Source organism: Phenylobacterium sp., from assembly GCF_031984885.1.
Lineage (GTDB): Bacteria > Pseudomonadota > Alphaproteobacteria > Caulobacterales > Caulobacteraceae > Phenylobacterium.
Genome location: NZ_DAMABV010000016.1, coordinates 20,717 through 40,913, shown reverse-complemented (window position 1 = coordinate 40,913; position 20,197 = coordinate 20,717). Strand labels below are relative to the sequence as shown.

General features: G+C 69.0%; 20 protein-coding genes and 1 pseudogene. 14 read left to right on the top strand and 7 right to left on the bottom strand.

The genetic code is table 11. The annotated features are described in order from the left end of the window. Window positions 1–257: 257 nt before the first annotated feature. Entirely contained in the window at window positions 258–1,943 is a 1,686-nt protein-coding gene (locus RTL41_RS18190) for an acyl-CoA dehydrogenase family protein (protein WP_312166496.1), read from the top strand. Here RTL41_RS18190 and ybaL read toward each other — a convergent pair. Together ybaL and RTL41_RS18180 are read right to left on the bottom strand one after the other, a co-directional pair. After that, window positions 1,940–3,922 (bottom strand): YbaL family putative K(+) efflux transporter, encoded by a 1,983-nt coding sequence (gene ybaL, locus RTL41_RS18185; RefSeq protein WP_312166495.1) that lies wholly within the window; start codon window positions 3,920–3,922, stop codon window positions 1,940–1,942. The two genes, RTL41_RS18190 and ybaL, sit on opposite strands and share 4 nt — an antisense overlap. A 117-nt stretch (window positions 3,923–4,039) precedes the next feature. After that, entirely contained in the window at window positions 4,040–4,726 is a 687-nt protein-coding gene (locus RTL41_RS18180) for a phosphatase PAP2 family protein (RefSeq protein WP_312166493.1), read from the bottom strand. 138 nt (window positions 4,727–4,864) lie between these two features. Here RTL41_RS18180 and RTL41_RS18175 point away from each other — a divergent pair, with 138 nt between their 5' ends. From RTL41_RS18175 to RTL41_RS18140, 8 genes are all read left to right on the top strand, one after another. Next, window positions 4,865–5,575, top strand: a complete 711-nt coding sequence (locus tag RTL41_RS18175) for an NUDIX domain-containing protein (RefSeq protein ID WP_312166492.1) — start codon at window positions 4,865–4,867, stop codon at window positions 5,573–5,575. 118 nt (window positions 5,576–5,693) lie between these two features. After that, window positions 5,694–6,353 (top strand): PepSY-associated TM helix domain-containing protein, encoded by a 660-nt coding sequence (locus tag RTL41_RS18170; protein WP_312166490.1) that lies wholly within the window; start codon window positions 5,694–5,696, stop codon window positions 6,351–6,353. 11 nt (window positions 6,354–6,364) lie between these two features. After that, window positions 6,365–6,880, top strand: a complete 516-nt coding sequence (locus RTL41_RS18165) for a DUF2271 domain-containing protein (RefSeq protein WP_312166489.1) — start codon at window positions 6,365–6,367, stop codon at window positions 6,878–6,880. 11 nt (window positions 6,881–6,891) lie between these two features. Continuing rightward, complete coding sequence (locus RTL41_RS18160; RefSeq protein WP_312166488.1) at window positions 6,892–7,710, top strand: DUF4198 domain-containing protein; 819 nt, start codon at window positions 6,892–6,894, stop codon at window positions 7,708–7,710. After that, window positions 7,710–8,705, top strand: a complete 996-nt coding sequence (locus tag RTL41_RS18155; RefSeq protein ID WP_312166487.1) for an FAD:protein FMN transferase — start codon at window positions 7,710–7,712, stop codon at window positions 8,703–8,705. Before RTL41_RS18160 ends, RTL41_RS18155 begins: the two co-directional genes overlap by 1 nt. A gap of 113 nt (window positions 8,706–8,818) precedes the next feature. Further along, window positions 8,819–8,986 carry a 50S ribosomal protein L33 gene (gene rpmG / locus RTL41_RS18150; RefSeq protein ID WP_056018215.1) on the top strand — a complete coding sequence of 56 codons (168 nt, stop codon included), beginning with the start codon at window positions 8,819–8,821 and terminating at the stop codon, window positions 8,984–8,986. A 139-nt stretch (window positions 8,987–9,125) separates the two neighbouring features. Then, window positions 9,126–10,094: a DMT family transporter gene (locus RTL41_RS18145; protein ID WP_312166484.1), complete on the top strand. Its 969-nt coding sequence runs from the start codon at window positions 9,126–9,128 to the stop codon at window positions 10,092–10,094. Then, on the top strand, window positions 10,072–10,440 hold the full coding sequence (locus RTL41_RS18140) for a tRNA-binding protein (protein WP_312166482.1): 369 nt from the start codon (window positions 10,072–10,074) through the stop codon (window positions 10,438–10,440). The genes RTL41_RS18145 and RTL41_RS18140 overlap by 23 nt, the downstream gene beginning before the upstream one ends. Here the strand turns inward: RTL41_RS18140 and RTL41_RS18135 are convergent. Further along, complete coding sequence (locus tag RTL41_RS18135; protein WP_312166480.1) at window positions 10,437–11,801, bottom strand: PleD family two-component system response regulator; 1,365 nt, start codon at window positions 11,799–11,801, stop codon at window positions 10,437–10,439. The genes RTL41_RS18140 and RTL41_RS18135 overlap by 4 nt on opposite strands. Window positions 11,802–11,808: 7 nt before the next feature. Beyond that, complete coding sequence (locus RTL41_RS18130) at window positions 11,809–12,174, bottom strand: response regulator (RefSeq protein ID WP_312166479.1); 366 nt, start codon at window positions 12,172–12,174, stop codon at window positions 11,809–11,811. A 109-nt stretch (window positions 12,175–12,283) separates the two neighbouring features. Here RTL41_RS18130 and RTL41_RS18125 point away from each other — a divergent pair, with 109 nt between their 5' ends. Continuing rightward, a complete protein-coding gene (locus RTL41_RS18125; RefSeq protein WP_312166477.1) occupies window positions 12,284–12,952 on the top strand; it encodes a hypothetical protein in 669 nt (222 codons plus the stop codon). On the opposite strand, the gene RTL41_RS18120 is transcribed toward RTL41_RS18125, so the two are convergent. Further along, a complete protein-coding gene (locus RTL41_RS18120; protein ID WP_312166476.1) occupies window positions 12,949–13,629 on the bottom strand; it encodes a YceI family protein in 681 nt (226 codons plus the stop codon). The two genes, RTL41_RS18125 and RTL41_RS18120, sit on opposite strands and share 4 nt — an antisense overlap. A gap of 153 nt (window positions 13,630–13,782) precedes the next feature. Between RTL41_RS18120 and RTL41_RS18115 the strand changes: the two genes are divergently transcribed. The 4 genes and pseudogenes from RTL41_RS18115 to clpA form a co-directional block, all read left to right on the top strand. After that, a complete protein-coding gene (locus RTL41_RS18115) occupies window positions 13,783–14,676 on the top strand; it encodes an ROK family protein (protein ID WP_312166474.1) in 894 nt (297 codons plus the stop codon). Next, on the top strand, window positions 14,673–15,941 hold the full coding sequence (locus tag RTL41_RS18110; protein WP_312166472.1) for a DNA polymerase IV: 1,269 nt from the start codon (window positions 14,673–14,675) through the stop codon (window positions 15,939–15,941). Before RTL41_RS18115 ends, RTL41_RS18110 begins: the two co-directional genes overlap by 4 nt. 151 nt (window positions 15,942–16,092) lie before the next feature. Continuing rightward, window positions 16,093–16,422, top strand: coding sequence for an ATP-dependent Clp protease adapter ClpS (clpS, locus tag RTL41_RS18105; RefSeq protein WP_056018198.1), 330 nt, complete (start codon window positions 16,093–16,095; stop codon window positions 16,420–16,422). 6 nt (window positions 16,423–16,428) lie between these two features. After that, a pseudogene (gene clpA / locus RTL41_RS18100) lies at window positions 16,429–18,721 on the top strand (ATP-dependent Clp protease ATP-binding subunit ClpA); the annotation flags it as partial. 95 nt (window positions 18,722–18,816) lie between these two features. Here clpA and RTL41_RS18095 read toward each other — a convergent pair. Both RTL41_RS18095 and RTL41_RS18090 read right to left on the bottom strand, forming a co-directional pair. Beyond that, complete coding sequence (locus tag RTL41_RS18095; protein WP_312166469.1) at window positions 18,817–19,722, bottom strand: phytanoyl-CoA dioxygenase family protein; 906 nt, start codon at window positions 19,720–19,722, stop codon at window positions 18,817–18,819. Beyond that, window positions 19,719–20,156: an HIT family protein gene (locus RTL41_RS18090; RefSeq protein ID WP_312166467.1), complete on the bottom strand. Its 438-nt coding sequence runs from the start codon at window positions 20,154–20,156 to the stop codon at window positions 19,719–19,721. Before RTL41_RS18090 ends, RTL41_RS18095 begins: the two co-directional genes overlap by 4 nt. Window positions 20,157–20,197: the final 41 nt, after the last annotated feature.

The following is a 20,197-nucleotide window of genomic DNA, read 5'->3' as shown; positions in this document are numbered from 1 at the left end:
CTCGGTCAAACAAACAACCGTGCAGTGAAGGTTGTTTACCGGAGGTCACTTGACACTGCGCCCTAGGGTCGCAGGCAAAATTCCTTATATTTCCTGATGTTACGAGGATTTACAGCGTCGATCTTGATCAACGAACCCGGCGCGATTCGTGGCGGCGCTCCACCACGCGGCGCAACGCCGCCGCCTCGCTCCAGGCGAGGGACGGTGGCCGGATGGGAAAGTGCGCTAAGCTCTCCCAAAGACCGCGGAGGGACGCCATGCACGACAGTTACGCGACGCCGACGGGCGCTCAGGCCGTGCCCGACAGCCGTGGTCTCAATCTCTTCCGCGCCGATCCCGATCTGCAGCGCCTGACCGGGCTCTACCTGCCCGACGGGCTGGCCACGCACCTTGCGCCGCACCTCGACCGCCTGGGCGGCCTGGCCGGCGGCGAGCTGGACGAGCTGGCCGGCCTCGCCGACCATAATCCGCCGGTGCTGCGGCCGCGCACGCGACGCGGCGAGGACGCCCAGAGCATCGACTATCACCCCGCCTACCGGCGGCTGGAGCAGACCGCCTTCGGCGACTACGGTCTGGCGGCGCTGTCGCACCGGGCCGGCGTGCTGGGCTGGAACGCGCCGATGCCGGCGGCCGCGAAGTACGTGCTCACCTATCTTTTCGTGCAGGCCGAGTTCGGCCTCTGCTGCCCGGTCAGCATGACCGACAGCCTGACGCGGACGCTGTCGAAGTTCGGCTCGCCCAACCTGGTGGCCCGCTACCTGCCGGCCCTGACCAGCCAGGACCTCGACGTCCTGAACCAGGGCGCGATGTTCATGACCGAGCAAGGCGCGGGCTCCGACGTCGGCGCGACGGTGGTCACGGCGGCCCCGCAGCCCGACGGCACGTGGTCGCTGTCGGGCGAGAAGTGGTTCTGCTCCAACGCCGACGCCGAACTGGCCATGGTGCTGGCGCGGCGCACGGACGGGCCGCCGGGCTTGAAGGGCGTCTCGCTGTTCCTGCTGCCGCGGACGCTGCCGGACGGCTCGGCCAACCGCTACCGGATCGTGCGGCTGAAGGAGAAGATGGGCACGAAGTCCATGGCCAGCGGCGAGATCTCGCTGGAAGGCGCGACAGCCTGGCTGGTGGGCGACCCCGGCGCCGGCTTCAAGCAGATGGCCGACATGGTCAACAACTCGCGGCTGTCCAACGGCGTGCGGGCGGCCGGCCTGATGCGGCGGGCGAGCACCGAGGCGCTCTACATCGCCCACCGGCGCGAGGCGTTCGGCAAGCGGCTGATCGAGATGCCGCTGATGCGCCGCCAACTGCTGAAGATGCTCATGCCGGCCGAGCAGGCGCGCAGCATGATGTTCCAGACCGCCGAGGCCCTGCGGCGCTCCGACGCCGGCGAGGACGGCGCCTACGCCCTGCTGCGCATCCTGACCCCGCTGATCAAGTTCCGCGCCTGCCGGGACGCGCGCAAGGTGACGGGCGACGCCATGGAGGTGCGCGGCGGCTGCGGCTACATCGAGGAATGGTCGGACGCGCGGCTGGTGCGCGATGCGCACCTGGGCAGCATCTGGGAAGGCACGAGCAACATCGTCGCCCTGGACGTCAGCCGCGCCGCCCAGCGCGAGGGCTCGCTGCCGGTGCTGCGCGCGCATGTCGAGGGGCTGTGCGCGGCCTCGGACGCCCCGGCCGAGTTGATGCCGGCCCTGGACCGCGCCATCGCCCTGGCCCAGGCCGCGCAGGACGACGTGGCCCAGACCCGCCAGGCGGCCTCGGCGCTCTATCACCTGACCTCCGCGGCGGCGCTGGCTTGGGAGGCGGCGCAGTTGAACGCGCCGCACCGCCTGGCCCTGGCCAAGGCGGTGCTGACCCACCGGGTCCTGCCGCGCGATCCGCTGGCCGCGAGCGAGCTTGAGCCGCCCGAGCTGGCGCCCCTGCTGGCCGACCCCGGGGCTTAGGCGGCGGCGGGCTGGAGCGCGGCCAGGAAGCCCTGCTTGGTCAGGGTGATCCGGTCCTGGTCGAGGTCGCGCAGGCAGTCCTTTCGCCGCAGCGTTTCGGAGGCGTGGTTCAACCGCTCGCCGTCGAAGCCGCCCAGCACCGCCGCCTCGTGCACCGCGGCCCAGGAGATGGCCTCGCCCGGCCAGATGTCGAAACTGCGCACTGCGGCCAGGACCGCCCGCTCGGCGTCGTCGAGGATCAGCATGCGGGGGGCGCCGGGCACGAACTCGACCACCTCGGCGGCGGACGGCGCGGCCGGCGGCGCGGCGCCCTCGAAGCCGGGCTCGCCCTCGAGCATGCCGCGGGCGATCTCCGCCTCGCCCATCACCACGCGGTCGGCGCCGTGGGCGATCAGGTGCGCGGCCTCGGCGTCGGAGTGGGCGCGGGCGATGATCTCCAGCCCGGCGTTGGCCTTGCGCGCATGATCGACCACGCCGCCGCATTCGAAGCCGTCGGCCACGGCGACATACATGCGCGCCGCCCGCAGGACGCCGGCGGCCTCCAGCACCCGGGTCTCGACGGCCGAACCGATGATCACCTCGTAGCCCTGCTCGCCCGCCTTGGCGGCGAACTCGGGTTCGGCCTCGACGAGCACGAACGGCGTCCCCTGCGCCTTGAGCCCGGCCGCAAGCGCCTGCCCCACGCGGCCATAGCCCACGACGACGGAGTGGCCGCTGAGGCTGGTCGGAAGCAGGTCGTTGGCGGGCTCCGGCTCGGGGATCACCGGGACCGGCGCGGCCGGCTCGGGAACCGCCTTCGGCGCGCGGGTCGCGAAGGCGAAGATTAGCGGGTTGAGCATGATCGAGATGATCGCCCCGGCCAGGATCAGGTCTCGCCCTTCGCGCGGCAGGATGTCGAGGTCGACGCCCAGCCCCGCCAGGATGAACGAGAATTCGCCGATCTGCGCCAGGCTGGCCGCCACCGTGATCGCCGTGGTGTCGGACCGCTTGAACAGCTTCAGGATCGCGTAGGCGGCCAGCGACTTGCCCACGATGACGATGGCCAGCACGGCCAGGACGGTCAGCGGGTTGGCCAGCACCACGAAGGGATTGAACAGCATCCCCACCGAGACGAAGAACAGCACTGCGAAGGCGTCGCGCAGGGGCAGCGTCTCCTCGGCCGCACGGTGGCTGAGCTCGGATTCCGCCAGGATCATGCCGGCGAAGAAGGCGCCCAGGGCGAAGGACACCCCGAACAGCATGGCCGCGCCGAAGGCCACGCCCAGGGCGATGGCGAACACCGCCAGGCGGAACAGCTCCCGAGAGCCGGTGTGGGCCACATAGTGCAGCAGCCAGGGCACCGCCCGGCGCGCCACGATCAGCATGAAGGCGACGAAGCCGCTGACCTTGAGCAGGGTCAGGCCCAGCGGCACGCCCCACGCGGTCAACGGATCGCTCGCCCCCTGCCCCGCCTTCATGGCGCCGGCCAGGGCGGGCAGCATGACCAGGGCCAGGACCATGGCCAGGTCTTCCACGATCAGCCAGCCCACCGCGATCTTGCCCCGCTCGGTCTGGACCAGGCGGCGTTCCTGCAAGGCGCGCAGCAGCACCACCGTCGAAGCCACCGACAGCGCCAGGCCGAACACCAGGCCCGAGATCAGCGGCCAGTCGAGCATCGCCGACAGCCCGATCCCGAGGATGGTGGCCACGGCCATCTGGGCGAGGGCGCCGGGCACGGCGATCTTGCGGACCGCGAGCAGGTCCTTGAGCGAGAAGTGCAGCCCGACCCCAAACATCAGCAGGATCACGCCGATCTCGGCCAGCTCGTTCGCGATCTTCTGGTCAGCCACATAGCCGGGCGTGAACGGCCCGACGATGACCCCCGCCAGGAGATAACCCACCAATGGCGAAAGCCTCAGGCGCTGGGCCAGCGCGCCGAGGATGAAAGCGGCCACGAGGCCCGCGACGATGGTGGCGATCAACGGCGTATGATGGGGCATGGGCCTCCGTGGAGATTTTCAGGGGTTCCTAACCTATGGAAATCGCGTTCGCCGGCCGCGAGATCAACTAGAAATGATCCTTAGGCCCGGACACATCGGCGTCATCGCGCGTTGAGGTCAGCTTCGGCGCGGCCCGGTGAGGACCAGAAGCAGCCAGCCGACCAGCGCCCAACCAGTGCCCAGGGCCCAGCCGCCGAGAACGTCGGTCGGCCAATGGACCCCGAGATAGACCCGGCTCACCCCCACCCCCAGCACCGCAACGATGGCGAGGCCGTAGATCAGCGCCTTGGTGCGCCGCCGCGGCTCGACGCTGGCCACGACGGTCGCGAGCGTCAGGAACACCGCCGCCGCCATGGCCGAATGGCCCGACGGGAAGCTGTGCGAATAGACGTAGCTGCCGTGGGCCACCAGCGAAGGACGCTCGCGCTCATAGAGGCCCTTGAGCAGTTGGCTGGAGACCTGGGCCGCAATGACCGTGGCCGCGAAGATCAGCGCCTCGCGCCGGCGCCGGTGGAAGAGCAGCAGCAAGGTCGCCACGACCGTCAGCAGGGTCAGGACCGTGAAGCCGCCGAGCGCGGTGACGTCGCGCACCGCCTCCTCCAGCCAGCGCGGGCCGATGGGATCGGACGGCCGGCCGGGCGTGCGCAGGGCCAGCAGCAGGCTCTGGTCGATCGCGGCGGTCTCGCCCTCGGACACCTCGTCGGCGACGGCCAGGAACAGCCACGGCGCACCGACCAGGGCCAGCAGCAAGACGAGCGTCCGCGTCTCCAGCTTGCCGAACAGGGATTTGAGGCGGTCGATCATGCAAGGTCGGTGATTGGGGTGTTCCTGGCGACAGCAACGTCAACTCCGACGATGCGACCTCGATCCAGGCGCCGGGTCTGGCGCGGGTGACGCTACGTCGCCGTTTCCAGGACTCAGCTAGAGTCATACAGTTGTTTCATGACCCTGGTTGAAAACTCCCGTCCGCCCGAAGGCGGGCGCATGCGCGCCCCCGGAACCCGCGCCGTGAAGCCGCGCAACGCCGCGACCCTGATCATCGTGCGCCGCGACCGCAAGAAGCCGCAGGTGCTGATGGGCAAGCGGCACGGCGGGCACGACTTCATGCCGAACCTCTGGGTGTTTCCCGGCGGGCGCATCGACCGCAGCGACTTCCGCGCGCCCTTCGCGACCGACCTGAAGCCGGACGTCGCCGCGCGGTTCGAGGCGCACATCCCGATGGCGCGCGGGCGGGCCCTGGCCCTGACGGCGATTCGCGAGACCTACGAAGAGGCCGGGCTGCTGCTGGCCAAGCCGGTGTCGGCGCGGCCCGTCGCCGGGCCCTGGCGCGAGTTCCTGGCCGAAGGCGCGGCCGCCGACCTGGACGCCCTGGAGATCGTCGCGCGCGCGGTCACCCCGCCGATGCTGGCCAAGCGGTTCGACACCTGGTTCCTGATGGCCGACGCCGAGCGGCTGATCAGCCTGGAGCGCAAGCCAGACTGCGGGGAACTGGAGGAGATCGCCTGGGTCGACTTCGACGAGGCCATCGCCCTGCCCCTGCCGTCGGTCACGCGGACCGTCATCGGCGAGGCGATCCAGCGCCTGGAAGACCCCGCGCGGCCCCGGCCGTTCATGCGCTTCGGCGCCGGCCCGACGCGCATGAGCCACCTCTAGAGGCCGAACATTTCAAATGAGAATTGTTCTCAACTAGCTTGCGTTGAGTTCCTCCCCTTGTTAGTGCGACCAGCGACCAGCACTTGCGAGGAACTTCATCTTGTCGGCTTCGGAGCTCGTGGACGCTAAGGCGGCCATCGACGAGGAAAAGGCCAGGGCCAAGCGTAAGGCCCAGCGCCGGGCCGCCCTGATGCGCCAGATGGTCCAGTGGCACTGGATCAGCGCGGCCGTCTGCCTGGTCGGCATGCTGCTGTTCGCGATCACCGGCATCACGCTCAATCACGCCGGCGCCATCGAGGCCAAGCCGCAGACCATCGAGGCCGAAGGCCAGCTACCGCCCGAACTGCTCGGCGTCGCCAAGAGCGCCCAGGCCGCGCAAGGCCCCCTGCCCGACCCGATCCGCGCCTGGTTGGCCAAGGAGATGGGCGTCAAGGTGCCCAAGGCGGCCGCCATCGAGTGGACCGACGAAGAGGCCTACATCTCCCTGCCCCGCCCCGGAGGCGACGGCTGGGTGACCTTCGACGCCGGCGCCGGGACGGTGGTGCACGAAACCACCAGCCGCGGCCCCGTGGCCTATCTCAACGACCTGCACAAGGGCCGCAACACCGGCTCGGCCTGGAGCCTCTTCCTCGACATCTTCGCGCTGGGCTGCGTGGTGTTCTGCGTCACCGGCCTGGTGCTGCTGCAACTGCATTCGAGGGCGCGGAAGATCACCTGGCCGCTGGTGGGGCTGGGCCTCGCCGTCCCGCTGATCCTCGCCCTCATCTTCATTCACTGACCGGAGACGACATGCGCCTGCCGATCTACACCGCGGCCCTCACCGGCCTGATGGCGAGCCCCGCCCTGGCGGCGGACCTGGAGCTCAACCTCGAGATCCCGCGCCTGACGGTGGCCGAGTACCACCGCCCCTATGTGGCCGTCTGGATCGAGACCCCGGACAAGACCGCGGTGAAGACCCTGGCCGTCTGGTACGACGTCAAGCTGAAGAACCAGGAAGGCCAGAAGTGGCTGAAGGACATGCGCCAATGGTGGCGCCGCGCCGGCCGCGACATGAGCCTGCCCGCCGACGGGATCAGCGCGGCGACCCGCGCGCCCGGCAAGCACCAGGTGGTGTTCAAGGGCGGCGTCTCGCCGCTCGGGAACCTGCCCGCCGGCCAGTACAACCTGGTCGTCGAAGCCGCCCGTGAGGTCGGCGGTGTCGAGGTGCTGCGCGCGCCGTTCCAGTGGCCGCCCAAAGCCAGGACGACCTCCTCCGCCCAGGGGACCAGCGAACTCGGCGCCATGAGCGTCACCGTCAAGCCGTAGAGGACACAAGCATGACCCAGATCCGCCGCGGCGCCTTGGCCGCCCTTTCCATCGCCGCCGCCCTGGCGGTTCCCGCCGCCGCCCACGCGCACCGCCAATGGCTCCTGCCCTCGGCCACCGTGCTGTCGGGCGCCGATCCGTGGATCACCGTCGACGCGGCGGTGTCCAACGACCTCTTCTATTTCGACCACGTGCCGATGCGCCTGGACTCGATCGCCGTGATCGCGCCGGACGGCTCCAAGGGCGAGGTGAAGAACCCCGCCACCGGCAAGTACCGCAGCACCTTCGACGTGCAGCTCGACAAGCCGGGCACCTACAAGATCGTCAATGTCAGCGACGGCGTCAGCGCCTCCTACAAGCAGGGCGGCGAGCAGAAGCGCTGGCGCGGCGCGGCCGCCGATCTGGCCACGGCGATCCCGAAGGACGCCACCGAGGTCAAGATCATGGAGAACAGCCGCCGGCTGGAAGTCTTCGCGACCCGCGGTTCGCCCAGCAAGGACGCGCTGAAGATCACCGGCAAGGGCCTGGAGCTGGATCCGGTCACCCACCCCAACGACCTGGTGGCCAGCGAGCCGGCGACCTTCAAGCTGGTCATCGACGGCAAGCCTGCGGCCGATGTCGAAGTCGACGTCGTCGCCGGCGGCAACCGCTATCGCAGCGCCACCACCGAGCTGAAGCTGAAGACCGACGCCCAGGGCGCCTTCACCGTGAAGTGGCCGGAAGCGGGCATGTACTGGCTGGAAGCCTCCGTGCGCGGCGGCCAGAGCAGCATCCCGGGCGCAGAGCGCAGCGCCGCCTATGTGACGACCCTGGAAGTCCTGCCCGACTGATGAGCCGGGTCGCCATTCCGCTGGAGCTCTCGCCGCAGGCCGCCCGGCCGCGCGGCGAGCGCCCGGTCGAGTTCAACGGCCCGACCATGGGCGTCACCTGGCGCGTGAAGGCCTACGCCCCAGCCGGTCTGGAGACCGGCGGGGTGCAGGCTCGCCTCCAGGGACTGCTCAACAACGTCATCGCGCAGATGAGCACTTGGGAGCCGGCCTCCCACATCTCCCTCTTCAATCGCGCGCCCGCCGGCGCCTGGCTCGACCTGCAGCCGGCCTTCCGGCATGTCATGGCGCGCGCGCTGCATTGGGCGCAGCTCAGCGGCGGGGCCTTCGATCCGACCGCCGGGCGGCTGGTCGACCTGTGGGGGTTCGGACCCGCCGGTCCGGTGCAGAACCCGCCCACCGACGCCGCGGTCGAGGCTGCGCGGGAGGCCAGCGGCTGGGACCGGCTGGCGCTGGACGGCGCCCGCCTCTTCCAGCCTGGCGGCCTCCATCTGGACCTCTCGGGCATCGCCAAGGGCTTCGGCGTCGATGAGGTCTCGCGCGCCCTCACCCAACTGGGACTGGCCGACCACCTGATCGACATCGGCGGGGAGTTGCGCGGCGCCGGCGTCAAGCCGGACGGCCAGCCGTGGCTGGTCGAGATCGAACAGCCGCCCGACGCCTCCCTGCCCATCGACCCTATCCGCGTCGCCCTGCACGGGCTTTCCATCGCCACCTCCGGCGACTACCGGCGCTATTTCGAGCACGAGGATCGACGCTACAGCCATACCCTGGACCCCAGGATCGGCCGGCCGATCGCCAACGGCATGCGTTCGGTCAGCGTGATCGCCTCCGAGTGCATGGACGCCGACGCCCTCTGCACCGCGCTTGGCGTGCTGGGTCCGGATGAGGGTCCGCAGTTCGCCCGAAAGCACGCCATCGCGGCCCGTTTCCTGGTGGACACCGACGGCCGTTTGAGCGAAATCGTCACCCCCGCCCTTGAGGCGATGCTGGCCTGAGCCAGGACACCTGCGGATTTTCCCAAGGCCGCATTGACTTTGGGTTCGGGATTCGTATTGTCCGCGGCTCTTTAGAACACCTGCCGGTCCGACCGGCCCCGCGAGGACCGACCATGGCGAAGCCCGCCTCCATCAAGATCCGCCTGAACTCGTCGGCTGACACCGGCTACTTCTACGTCACCAAGAAGAACGCCCGCACCAAGACCGAAAAGCTGGTCATGATGAAGTACGACCCGGTCGTGCGGAAGCATGTCGAGTTCAAGGAAGGCAAGATTAAGTAAGCTTTCTCCAGACCCTCCAGTCTGTGAAAACGCCCGGCTGCGAAGCCGGGCGTTTTTCGTTGCGCCGGACTCGCGACGGACCACCGGCACGGCCCAAAACTTCGTGGGCCGGGCCAAGACCTGCGCCTGATTCCGTGGCATGTCCGCCGCCATGACCGAACAGGGCCGGACATTGCTGGGGGTAGGATGCGGGCTCGCCGCCGGCGCGCTGTGGGGCTTGGTGTTCCTGGCCCCGGAACTGGCTTCCGACTTCACCCCGCTGCAGTTGGCGGCCGGCCGCTACCTCGCCTATGGCGCCTTCGCCGTGACCCTGCTGGCGCCGCGCTGGCGGACTGTCACCGCGGCGGTGGGCCGGCGTGAGTGGGTGGCGCTGTCCTGGCTCAGCCTGCTGGGCAACACGCTCTACTACGTGCTCCTGGCCGCGGCGGTGCAGTCCGGCGGCGTGGCGATGGCCTCGGTGGTGGTGGGCTTCCTGCCGGTGGCCGTCACCGTGATCGGCAGCCGCGACCATGGCGCGGTCCCCCTGGCCAGGCTGCTTCCCTCCCTGGTGCTGGGCGCGGCGGGCGTCGCCTGCATCGGCTGGCAGTCGATGAGCGCCGCCGAGCCGGGATCGCAGGCCAGAGCCGCCTTCGGCCTGCTGTGCGCCATCGGCGCCCTGGCCTCCTGGACGGCCTATGCGGTGGTCAACGGCCGCTGGCTGGCCAAGCTGACGCAGGTGTCGGCGCCGGACTGGAGCCTGCTGACCGGGGTCGCCACCGGCGCCCAGGCCCTGTTGCTGGCGATCCCCGCCGCCCTGATCGGCGCGAAGGCCCACGACGCCGCCGGATGGGGCCGCTTCCTGGCCGTCTCGGCGGGGGTGGCGATCCTCGCCTCGATCGTCGGCAACGCCTTCTGGAACCGGGCGAGCCGGCTGCTGCCGCTGACCCTGGTCGGCCAGATGATCCTGTTCGAGACGCTGTTCGCCCTGCTCTACGGCTTTCTCTGGGAACAGCGCCTGCCCACCAGCCTGGAACTCGTGGCGATCGGCCTGATGACGGCCAGCGTCCTCATCTGCGTCTCGGCGCATCGATCCCCGGAGCAACCCCATGCACAAGACCAGCGGGCCTGACGAAGCGGCCGCCGCCGAGATCACCTATGACGACTTCGCGCGGGTGGACGTGCGCGCCGGTACGGTGCTGACGGCCGAGCCGTTCCCGCAGGCCCGCAAGCCGGCCTATCGGCTGACCATCGACTTCGGCCCGGCCATAGGGGTGAAGAAGAGCTCGGCGCAGATCACCGAACTCTATTCGACCGACGCGCTGGTCGGCCGCAAGGTGATGGCTGTGGTGAACTTCCCGCCGCGCCAGATCGGGCCGATGCGCTCGGAGGTGCTCGTCCTGGGCTTTCCCGACGAACAGGGCCGGATCGTCCTGGCGGCCCCTGGCGATGCGCCCGACGGCGCGAGGATGGCCTAAGCCGCCCGCGCGACCACCTTGTTGCGGCCCTGGGCCTTGGCTTCGTAGACGGCCTCGTCGGCGCGCTTGAGCAGGGCTTCGGGTTTGTCGTTCGCGCCGATGGTGGCGGCGACCCCGATGGAGATGGTCACGGTCAGCAGTTCCGAGCCGCCCATCACCCGAAACGGCGAGCCGGCGACGTGGAGACGGATGCGCTCGGCGATCCGTTCGGCGTCCTCGAGCTTGGTGTCGGGCATGACCACGACGAATTCCTCGCCGCCATAGCGGCAAGGCAGGTCGATGGCCCGGACGTTGGAGGCCAGGCGCACGGCGAACTCGCGCAGCACCTCGTCGCCGACGTCGTGGCCGTAGCCGTCGTTGATCTTCTTGAAGTGGTCGATGTCGATCAGCAGGCACGCGACCGGGTCGCCGCCATGAGTCGCCCGGCGCACCAGCGCCTCGAGCTGGCCGGTCATGTAGCGGCGGTTGTGCAGGCCGGTGAGCTGGTCGGTGACGGCCAGCTCCAGCGAATGGTCGAGGTTGTCGCGCAGGTAGTCGGTATAGCGCTTGCGCCGGATCTGGGTGCGCGCCCGCGCGGCCAGCTCCTGCGGGTCGATCGGCTTGGGCAGGATGTCGTTGACCCCGATCTCCAGGGCCTTCACCAGCCGCGAGCGTTCGTCGAAATCGACCACCGCCAGAATCGGCAGGTGGCGGGTCGCCTCGTCCGAGCGCAATTGGGCGGCGAAGCGCAGGCCGTCGAACGCCCGCGCCGTGGCGTTGACGATGATCAGGTCCACCGGCCCCTTGGCGGTCATCAGCGCCTTGTCGGGATCGGCCTCGATCACCGGGCGGTGCTCGATGGCCAGTTCGGTCGCGACGCGCTGGGCCTGGCGCTCGTGGTCGTCGACGATCAGGATCCGCCCGCCCGCGCCGCCCAGGCGCGAGGCCGCGCCGGCGATGACGCCCATGCGGCGGCCCGAGGCTTCGCGATCGCGCAGCTCGTCGATCACCATCTTCAGGCGGGTCAGGCTGCGCACGCGGGCGAACAGCATGACGTCGTCGATCGGCTTGGTCAGGAACTCGTCGGCGCCCGATTCCAGCCCGGCGATGCGGTCGGCGCGGCCGTCCAGGGCGGTGACCAGCACCACAGGCACATGGCGCGTCTCGGGATCGTCCTTCAGCCGCCGGCAGACCTGGAAGCCGTCCATGCCGGGCATCATCACGTCCAGCAGGACGATGTCGGGCTTTTCCTTGGCGGCGATGGCCAGCGCGGTCGGCCCGTCGCTGGCCGTCAGGACCTCGTAGTATTCCGCCGTCAGCTTGGCTTCCAGCAAGCGGACGTTGGCTTCGATGTCATCGACGACGAGGATGCGGGCGGACATAGGGGAACTAGCTCAGCAATCGCCGGATAGTATCGAGAAAGTGCGACACCGAAATCGGTTTCGACAGATAGGCCTCGCAGCCGCCCTCCCGAATCCGCTCCTCGTCGCCCTTCATGGCGAACGCGGTCACCGCCACGACCGGAATCGAGGCGAGTTCGTCGTCCTCCTTCAGCCACTTGGTGACCTCCAGGCCGGAGATCTCCGGCAACTGGATGTCCATCAGAATCAGATCGGGGCGATGCTCACGCGCCAACGCAAGCGCCTGCAGCCCCTCACGGGTCTGTAAAGTTTCGTAGCCTTGGGCATCGAGCAGATCATGAAAGAGTTTCATGTTCAGCTCGTTATCCTCGACGATGAGGACCTTCTTGGCCATTTTCGTCTCGATGATGCTTCGAGCCCGCGAATCGACCGCTGACCCCACCTTTGGATCGTTAATCCCACGGATATCCTTAAACTCGCGTTAGTCCCGATCGGAGGGCCAGTTGGCCAGCGTTCCACCTCACCTGCCGCCGCAACGACCGCCCAATCTGCTGGACATGGGCGTCGATCCGGCGCGGCCGCTGCTGCTGGTCGACGTGGACGAGGTGCTGGGCCTGTTCATGCAGGGCTTCGGCCGCTTCCTCGAAGGCCGGGGGCTTGAGTTCCGGGTCGATCGCTTCGCGCTTTTCCAGAACATCTATCGGCCGGGCGAGACGCAGCACCTGCCGGTGGAAGAAGGGCGGACGCACTTCGACGACTTCTTCCGCCTGGGCTGCGGCGACATGGAGCCCGCCCCCGGCGGTCCCGAGGCCCTGCGCGCGCTGTCGCAACGGGCCAATGTCGTGATCCTGACCAACGCCCCCGGCCCGGCCCGCATGGCGCGGGCGCGGTGGCTGGGACGCCATGGCATGGACTATCCCCTGGTGCTCAACGCCGGGCCCAAGGGGCCGATGGCCGCGGGGATGATCCGCCAGGTGCGCGCGCCCGCCGTGTTCATCGACGACCTGATCTCGAACCTCGACTCGGTCGCCGAAAGCGCGCCGGCCGTCACCCGCTTCCAGATGGTCGCCGACCCGCGGCTGCAGCCGCTGGCCCCGACCGCCCCGGAGCGCCACGCCAGGATCGACGACTGGCGGACGCTGCACGATGCGATCGAGGCGGCGGTCTTCTAGGCGGCCGGCGGCTGGGTGAACTCGGTCTCGATGAAGATCTCCACGTCGTCGCCGACCCCGAAGGTCGAGCCGGGCGCCGGCACGCCCATGGCGAGGCCGAACTCCGAGCGCTTGATCTTGCCCTCGGCCGAGAAGCCGATGCGCGCGCCGGGGTCCATGGCCGCGGAGGCGTAGCCGCCGTTGAAGGTGACATCGAGGGTGACCGGCCTGGTCACGCCATGCAGGGTGAAGTCGCCCGTCACCTTGGCCGTATTGGCGCCGGTCGGCTCCACCTTGGTCGACTTGAAGGTGATCTGCGGGAACTTGGCCGCATCCAGCCAGTTGGGGCCGGCCAGCTCGGCGTCGAAGTCCGGCTTGGGATCGGGATAGTCGGTCTCGATCGACTTCGGGTCGATGCTGGCCTCGACGCTCATCGCCGAGGGGTTGGCCGGGTCGAACTGCAACGCCGCGTCGATGCGGGTGAAGCGGGCCGTGTAGCGCGACATCCCCAGGTGATTGACCCGGAAGGTGACGCTGGCGTGGGTCTTGTCGAGCTTGTAGGCGCCGGCGGGCGCGGTGCTCTTCACCTCGGCGACGGCGGGGGCGGCGGCCTCGGGGGCCTTGGCGTCGTTCCCGGCCGGCGGCTGCGAGCAGGCGGCGAGGCTCAGGGCGGCGAGCGCCCAAACGGATCTCTGCATGCGAATCTTCCCTAGAAGGCGCTGCGCCGCTGGGGGGTTGGGCGCAGTTCGCAGCCCAGAGTGGCGCCGGACGCGCCGTTCTGGCCATCGCAAAGTGCGCGCCTCGCACAGGGGCGTTGAACTGGGCGGCGAAACGGAACAAATCATGACCCCATGATCCGTATCGGGGTGGATTTCGGCGGCACCAAGATCGAGGCCGCGGCGCTGGACGCGCAGGGCCGGTTCCAGGCGCGCGTGCGCGGGCCCTCGCCGCGCGACTACCAGGCCGGCCTCGAAGCCGTTCGCGACCTGGTCGCCGAGGCCGAGCGCCAGGCCGGGGTCAGCGGCGCCAGGGTCGGCGTGGGCGGGCCAGGATCGCCCTCCCCGGCCAGCGGGCTGATGCGCAACGCCAATTCCACCGAGCTCAACGGCCACCCCTTTCCCGCCGACCTGGCGCGGGTGCTGGCGCGGCCGGTCCGCTACGCCAACGACGCCAACTGCCTGGCGCTGTCGGAGGCCACGGACGGCGCCGGCGCGGGCTTCGGCGTCGTCTTCGCCGCCATCCTCGGCACCGGCTGCGGGGCCGGGATCACCGTCGAGCGGCGCATCCTGGAGGGCCGCAACGCCTTCGCCGGCGAGTGGGGCCACATGCCCCTGCCCTGGCCGACCGCCGCGGAGCATCCCGGCCCGGTCTGCTGGTGCGGACGGCGAGGCTGCATGGAGCTCTGGGTGTCCGGCTCCGGCTTCGCCAACGACCACGGCGGCGGGCTGGCCGGCGAGCAGGTCATCGCCGCGGCCCGCGCGGGCGATCGCGCCGCGGTCGAGACGCTGGACCGCTATGTCGACCGGCTGGCCCGGGGCCTAGCGGTCGTCTGCGACGTGCTCGATCCCGACGTCATCATCCTGGGCGGCGGCATGTCCAATGTCGGCGAGCTCTACGCGCGGCTGCCCAAGGCGATCGCGGCCCATGTGTTCTCCGACCTGTTCGAGACGCCGGTGCGGCCCCCCGCGCACGGCGATTCCTCCGGCGTCCGGGGCGCGGCGTGGCTCTGGCCGCTCGATCCATGAGCGCCCTCTGCCGCGACTGTTTCCGCCGCGGCGCATTCGAGCGCCGCTGCCCGGCCTGCGGCTCGCCGCGGGTCGTCGCCCATCAGGAGCTTGAAGCGCTCACCATCGCCCACATGGACTGCGACGCCTTCTACGCCTCGGTGGAGAAGCGCGACCGGCCCGAGCTGCGCGACCAGGCGGTGATCGTCGGCGGCGGCAAGCGCGGCGTGGTGACGACCTGCTGCTACATCGCCCGGATGTCGGGGGTGCGCTCGGCCATGCCGATGTTCAAGGCCCGCCAGCTCTGCCCGCAGGCGGTGATCCTCAAGCCCGACTTCACCAAGTACCGGACCGAGAGCCGCCGGATCATGGCGATGGTCCGCGACCTGACCCCGCTGGTGCAGCCGCTGTCGCTGGACGAGGCCTGGATGGACCTGTCGGGCACCGACCGGCTGCACGGCGCCCCGCCCGCCGAGACCCTCGCACGCCTGCAGGCCAGGATCGAGGCCCAGATCGGGATCACCGTCTCCATCGGCCTGGCCCCCAACAAGTTCCTCGCCAAGATCGCGTCGGACCTGGACAAGCCGCGCGGCTTTTCGGTGATCGGGGCGGCCGAGGCGCAGAGCTTCCTGGCCGGCAAGCCCGTCGCGATCATCCCCGGCGTCGGCCCTGCGATGGTCAGGTCGCTGGAGGGCGCCGGCTTCGTGAAGGTCGGCGACCTGGCCCGCGCCGACCTCAAGGCGCTGGCCCAGCGGTTCGGCGCCCACGGCCTGCGGCTGCACGACCTGGCCCACGGCCGCGACAACCGTTCGGTCAATCCCAACGAGGAGCGCAAGGGGATCAGCGCCGAGACCACCTTCAACGAGGACCTCTCGAAGCTCGAGGACCTGGAGGACAGGCTGGCCCCGCTGTGCGAACGGGTCGCCCGTCAGGCGCGCGCGGGCGCCGTGGCGGGCCGGGTCGTGACGCTGAAGCTGCGCCATACGGACTTCAAGATCATCACCCGCCGGCGCGCCCTGCCCGTTCCGACCCAGACGGCCAAGACCCTGTTCGCGGTCGGGCGCGAACTGCTGGCCAGGGAGGCGGACGGCCGCCCCTGGCGGCTGATCGGAATCGGCATGGCCGAACTCATTGACGCCGACGCCGTGGAGCACGATCTATTCGCCGGCGCCGAGCAGAAGGCGCTGGTCGAAGAACGCGCCGTGGATAAGCTACGGGCGCGATTCGGCCCGGACGCAGTCACTTCCGGCCGCGCATTGGGGGCCAAACGCACCTCCAATGATTGAGAGCTGCCGCCTTCCCCCGCATTCGGGGTGACAAAAACGCGCGGTTGGCGGGGTTGGAGCGATTGGCGGGCATTTCAACCCTTCCATACGGCAGCCTTTTCCATATCTAATCCATTGTAGAGAGGGCGGCTGCCCTCAGGAGACCTGGTCGATGGCCGAGCGCAAGCAAGGTGATCAAGATACGGGCGTCCGGTCGACGGTCATCACTCAGACCAAGCCGAAGACGCAGAAGCCGTCGATGTATCGCGTGCTCATCCTCAATGATGACTACACGCCGATGGAATTCGTCGTCTACGTGCTTGAGCAATACTTTAACAAGTCGCGCGAAGACGCGACGCGGATCATGCTGCACGTACACCAGCACGGTGTGGGCGTGTGTGGCGTGTTCACTTACGAAGTGGCGGAAACGAAGGTGGCCCAGGTTGTTGAGACCGCTCGCCGGCATCAACACCCGCTGCAATGCACAATGGAAAAGGATTGAGGCCCAGTGCCGTCATTCTCGCGCCAGCTTGAAGAATCTCTCCACCGCGCGGTGGCTTTCGCGAACCAGCGCAAGCACGAGTACGCGACGCTAGAGCACCTGCTGCTCGCCCTCATCGACGATGAGGACTCGGCCGGTGTGATGCGCGCGTGCGACGTGGACCTGGCCGCCCTGCGCACGACACTCACCAATTACGTGGACAACGAGCTCCGCTCCCTGGTCGTCGACGACGGCGAGGACGCCAAGCCGACCTCGTCGTTCCAGCGCGTGATCCAGCGCGCGGTGATCCACGTCCAGTCGTCCGGCCGCGAGGAGGTGACCGGGGCCAACGTCCTTGTCGCCATCTTCTCCGAACGCGAGAGCCATGCCGCGTACTTCCTGCAGGAGCAGGACATGACGCGCTACGACGCGGTGAACTACATCGCCCACGGCATCGCCAAGAAGGCCGGAGCCGAGCAGCCCAAGGCGGTCAAGGGCGCCGAGGACGAGGACAAGCCTGCGGTCAAGACCGGCGGCGAGGCCCTCGAGGCCTACTGCGTCAACCTCAACGAGAAGGCCAAGCAGGGCAAGGTCGACCCGCTGATCGGGCGCGCGGCGGAAGTCGAGCGCTGCATCCAGATCCTGTGCCGCCGAACCAAGAACAACCCGCTGCTGGTCGGCGACCCGGGCGTCGGCAAGACCGCCATCGCCGAGGGCCTGGCCCGCAAGATCATCAGCAACCAGGTGCCCGAAGTCCTCGCCGGCGCGACCATCTTCTCGCTCGACATGGGCTCGCTGCTGGCGGGCACCCGCTATCGCGGCGACTTCGAAGAGCGCGTGAAGCAGGTCGTCAAGGAGCTGGAGAACCACCCCGACGCGATCCTGTTCATCGACGAGATCCACACGGTCATCGGCGCCGGCGCGACCAGCGGCGGGGCCATGGACGCCTCGAACCTGCTGAAGCCGGCCCTGGCCTCGGGCACCCTGCGCTGCATGGGCTCGACGACCTACAAGGAGTTCCGTCAGCACTTCGAGAAGGATCGGGCCCTGGTCCGGCGCTTCCAGAAGATCGACGTCAACGAGCCGACGATCGAGGACACGATCAAGATCCTCAAGGGCCTGAAGACCTACTACGAGGAGTTCCACAAGCTCCGCTACACGAACGACGCCATCAAGGCGGCGGTCGAGCTGTCGGCCAAGTACATCACCGACCGCAAGCTGCCGGACAAGGCCATCGACATCATCGATGAGGCCGGCGCCAGTCAGATGCTGCTGCCCGAGGGCAAGCGGAAGAAGACCATCGGCGTGAAGGAGATCGAGACGGTCGTCGCCAAGATCGCCCGCATCCCGCCGAAGTCGGTGTCCAAGTCCGACACGGTGGCGCTGAAGGAGCTGGAAGTCGACCTGAAGCGCGCGGTCTACGGCCAGGACAACGCGATCGAGCAGCTCTCCGCCGCCATGAAGATGGCGCGGGCCGGCCTGCGCGACGCCAACAAGCCGATCGGCTGCTACCTGTTCTCGGGCCCGACCGGAACCGGCAAGACCGAGACCGCCCGCCAGTTGGCCTCGACCATGGGCATCGAGCTCCTGCGCTTCGACATGTCGGAGTACATGGAGCGCCACACGGTCAGCCGCCTGATCGGCGCGCCTCCCGGCTATGTCGGCTTCGACCAGGGCGGCCTGCTGACCGACGCGGTCGACCAGCATCCGCACGCCGTGGTCCTGCTGGACGAGATCGAGAAGGCTCACCCCGACGTCTTCAACATCCTGCTGCAGGTCATGGACCATGGCGTCCTGACCGACGCCAACGGCAAGAAGGTCGATTTCCGGAACGTGGTCCTGATCATGACCACCAACGCCGGCGCCTCCGACGCCCAGCGCAACGCCATCGGCTTCGGCCGCGGCAAGCAGGACGACGAGGTCGACGAGGCCCTGAAGCGCCTGTTCACGCCGGAATTCCGCAACCGCCTCGATGCGGTGGTGCAGTTCAAGGCGCTGACCCAGGAGATCATCCGCCAGGTCGTGCAGAAGTTCGTCATGCAGTTGGAAGCCCAGCTCGCCGATCGTCACGTCACCATCGAGACGACGGAAGAAGCGGCGGACTGGCTGGCCAAGAACGGCTTCGACGAGCTCTATGGCGCCCGGCCGCTGGCCCGGGTCATCCAGGAGCACATCAAGAAGCCGCTGGCCGACGAGATCCTGTTCGGCAAGCTGGTCAAGGGCGGCCACGTCAAGGTGGTGCTCAAGGACAGCAAGCTGGGCTTCGAGATCGAAGGCGACGACCGCGAACCGGGCGCCCCGGTCATCGAGGACCCGGCCGAAGACGCCACGGCGGAACTGGCCGGCTAGGTCCAGGTCCCGCTCAGACACAGAAAACCCCGGAGTTCCGCTCCGGGGTTTTTTGCTGGTCCCCCGTCAGTTCGCGAAGGGAAGCCGCAGCACGTCGCGGATGACGCCGCCGAAAACGTGCTTGAGCCGCATACGGGCGGGACGGCCGTCGAGCTTCGGCCATGTCCATAGACCGGTCCTGACGTTGGCCGGGACCCGCAGGCTGTAGCGTCCGACCGTCTCGTCCGAGGTCATCGGGGTGTAGTAGAGGCAATCCTCGAAGTAACAGTGCACCACCAGCGACTTGCGCGTAGAGCCCGGTTTGGTGATCGCCGAACCTCCGTGTGCGAGGTTCGCCGCCCAGACGAAGGCCCATCCCTTCTTGATCAGCGCGTGCCTGGCCGGAAGGCCCGAGGTTGCGATCCGCTCGGCGAAGCGCGGGACGAAGGAGCGTTCGTAGTCCTCTGGCGTCGGCGCGGGGCTGTTCACACCGGTATCGCGCATGGTCATCACCGGCAGTTTGTGCGAGCCGGGATGATAGACCAGGGGTCCCGCCCCTTCGTCCACATCCTCCAGCGCGATCCACACGCCGCACATGAAGCGCTCGGGCACGCTGTTGAAATGCACCGTGTCGGCGTGCAGCGGCTGCTGGCTGCCGGTCAGGAAGTTCAGGGTCTGGAACGGAAACGGGTCGCGGCCATAGGCGGCGCGCAGCAGTTCCCGCATCCGCGGCCAGGCCGCCAGCCGCCGGATCGCCCGCGAGCGGTACCAGGCGTCCTGGACCCGGCTGATCCCCGGCTTGCGGAAGTAGCGCGCCATGTCGGCGCTGGCGCGATCGCACAGGGCCCGCGCCTCGTCCCCGAGATCGACCACCGCATAGCCATGCTCGGCCATGTGCCGGATGAACTCGACAGTCTGCGGATCGAAACCGGCGCCGGAGATGTAGGCCTCACAGTCCTCGGTCTCGAACCAGGGACGCTGCGGCAGGGTCACGCGATCTTCGCCGCGATCTGCTCGGCCAGTGCCTTGAGTTCGGCGGGATCGGCCATGCCGCCGCCGCCATGGCGCCCAAGCTCGACGCCCTGCCAGCGCGGGATGATGTGGAAGTGCAGGTGATAGATCGTCTGCCCGGCCGGCGCGCCGTTGAACTGCGACACCATGATGCCGTCGGGATTCAACGCCGCGCGCACCGCGCGGGTGATCCGCTGCACGCCCAGGATCAAGGGCGCCAGGACGTCCGGCTCGACCTCCAGCAGGTTGCGTGCCTGGGAGTGTTTCGGGATCACCAGGGTATGGCCCCGGGACTGCGGAAACACGTCCATGAAGGCCAGGATCTCCCCGTCCTCGAAGACCTTCGCCGCAGGCGCCTCGCCCCGCAGAATCTTGGCGAAGATGTTGCCGTCCTCGTAGGTCCCGTCCAGGCTCATGGGGCGCTCCTCCAAACTCGTCGCATGGTGGTAGCCCATCG